At 48.9% G+C, this 2,281-nt stretch carries 4 protein-coding genes; 1 reads left to right on the top strand and 3 read right to left on the bottom strand.

The window, feature by feature from the left end:
* Both VF260_06870 and VF260_06875 read right to left on the bottom strand, forming a co-directional pair.
* Window positions 1–119 (bottom strand): SDR family NAD(P)-dependent oxidoreductase (locus VF260_06870; GenBank protein ID HEX7056904.1); only part of this gene is annotated, 119 nt, incomplete at its 3' end.
* A 150-nt stretch (window positions 120–269) separates the two neighbouring features.
* Window positions 270–728: a chemotaxis protein CheX gene (locus VF260_06875; protein HEX7056905.1), complete on the bottom strand. Its 459-nt coding sequence runs from the start codon at window positions 726–728 to the stop codon at window positions 270–272.
* 127 nt (window positions 729–855) lie between these two features.
* Between VF260_06875 and VF260_06880 the strand changes: the two genes are divergently transcribed.
* Window positions 856–1,800, top strand: a complete 945-nt coding sequence (locus VF260_06880; protein HEX7056906.1) for a zinc dependent phospholipase C family protein — start codon at window positions 856–858, stop codon at window positions 1,798–1,800.
* Window positions 1,801–1,823: 23 nt separating this feature from the next.
* On the opposite strand, the gene VF260_06885 is transcribed toward VF260_06880, so the two are convergent.
* Window positions 1,824–2,281: MFS transporter (locus VF260_06885; protein ID HEX7056907.1), on the bottom strand; the 458-nt coding region annotated here is incomplete at its 5' end.

The following is a 2,281-nucleotide window of genomic DNA, read 5'->3' on the forward strand; positions in this document are numbered from 1 at the left end:
GCCACTAGCACTACGGTCGCGCCTGCCCGGGCCAATCTTTCCGCCGTCACAGCCCCGATGCCGCTTGACGCCCCCGTTATGATCGCCACTTGTCCCTGAAACATACGATTCCTCCGCATGACAGTTTGCTTTGCCTTTTCGGCTTGCGCATATTATACTGAAATCATAACATTGCCGCCAACGCGAAACGCTGTTCCGCCAAGAATATGCAAAAAAAGCGGGAAGCCGCCGGACCAACCGCAAACTTTCCGCTTTCCATGAAACGTTTGTTACGCAATGATGACTTGAATGTCCAATTCGCCGATGTTTTCCATTTTTAAGGGAATGGTCAACGCCTTTTTATCGATAAAATCATGGTTGCCTTCCGTATGGATGACGCGCGGCGGGGTAATATCCACCTTAATTCCCTGCCCGTATAAAAGCGTGCTGGCATTTCCGCTGATCATATTGCCAAGTTCCGATATAGCGCTTTTCCCGAGTTCGTCAATTTCGGTTATTGCATATCCGCCCATCATTGCGGAAATGATTTTCAGCGCACATTCCTTTCGCAAGCCGAAAACGATATCGCCGGTCATTTGGCCGCTCATTCCAATTTCAATCCATAAATAGTCTTCCAAATATTTGAGCTTTTTTACGCCCAATTCCCCGGTAACAGGGCGAACGTTAATCACCTGTTCAATGACGACTCTGGCGGATTCCAAAAAGGGATTGATGTATTCTGATTTCATTGCTGAGCTCCTTTTTCGACAATTTTCTGTCAATTGGGACTCCGTTCACACCGATACTTTATTATAGCCAACTTTCGCCAACAAGTACACATTTTTCGCTTAAAAGCGCGCATGCGGGAGGGAAACCATGCCAAATATATGGACGCATAACATCTATGGAAATTGTTTGCTGGAAAAGTTGGAGTTGACCGGCCTATTGGATCGGGACAAGGGAAAACAGCTGTTTCAATTGGGTTGCCAGGGCCCCGACTTTTTATTTTATCACCGCTTTTGGCCATGGCAGAAAAAAAGCGTCATGAACGAATTGGGTAGCCGCATGCATAAAGAGCATTGCGGCCCGGTAATCGGGCATATGGCCGAATATTTGCTTACGGCGAACAAGACGCTTCAAGATCCCGAAACGTTGTATCTTCTCGGATTTATAAGCCACCATTTGCTGGATCGCAACCTGCATCCGTACATTTTCCTGAAATCCGGTTTTCGCAAATGGAACCATCAGCGGTTTGAGGTCATGCTTGATACGGTTATGGTCAAAAAGCTGCTGCATAAGGAAACATGGCGGATTCCGGTCTGGCGGGAAATTTACATTGGCGAAGGTTTTCCAAACGGCATCCTTGAGATGCTGAATAACATGCGCCAACGCTTCTTTCCCGAATACGGCGAAAGCCCGGACGCCGCGCGGTGGAATGAAGCCTATCGAGATATGGTGAAGGCGCAAAAAATATTCCATGACCCTTACAAAATCAAAACGATTTTGACTTTGCGGCAAATCGACCCGCTCGTCTACAAGCGCAAATTGCCGCCGGTCGATCTCATGAACGAAGCGAAAGCGCCCTGGCACGATCCGACGTCAAAAAACATGGTAAGCGACAAGAGCGTCTGGGAGCTATGGGACTTGGCGCTCGCAGACGGGATGGCGGTTTTAACCCCCGTGGTCGAGCTGTTTAAGGATAAGCACGCATCCGCCGATCGGCTCGCGCAGTTTGCGCTTACGCTGGACAATATTTCCTACGAAACGGGAAAGCCGCTTGACAGCGGCAGCGAAATTTTATACGAAGATCCCATTATTTAGCTTGGGATGCAATTGCCACGGCGTTAGTTCAGTTCCGCCTGCTTTATGCCTTTGTCCAAATTTACGGCAGCCAGCATGGCGATGCCGGCTAAGAAAAATACGAGCAGCGAAATGATGCCAAGCCGCCCCGAACCGGTCATCTGGTTGACAACTCCAAATACGAGCGGGCCGAAAATCGAAGCGAATTTCCCCGAAACGGACAAAAATCCGAAAAATTCGGCCGACCGGCTTTTGGGCACCAGTTTGCTGTAAATCGAACGGGCGATGGATTGGCTGCCTCCCTGCACGAAGCCGACCATGACGGCCAGGATATAAAAATGCAGCGCCGTTTGCATAAAATACCCGGCAATCAGAATGATTACATACGTGAACAGCGAAATATACAACGATGGTTTCGAACCGATTTTCTCCGCAATTTTTCCCAACAGGACCGTGCACGGAATGCCGACAAATTGCGTAATCAATAGCGCCGCGATCAAAT

Source organism: Bacilli bacterium (assembly GCA_036381315.1).
GTDB lineage: Bacteria > Bacillota > Bacilli > Paenibacillales > KCTC-25726 > DASVDB01.

Excerpts from the sequence above, each read along its gene's own strand:
- VF260_06875 (HEX7056905.1), bottom strand. The coding sequence starts at position 728 with ATGAAATCAGAATACATCAATCCCTTTTTGGAATCCGCCAGAGTCGTC.
- VF260_06880 (HEX7056906.1), top strand. The coding sequence starts at position 856 with ATGCCAAATATATGGACGCATAACATCTATGGAAATTGTTTGCTGGAA.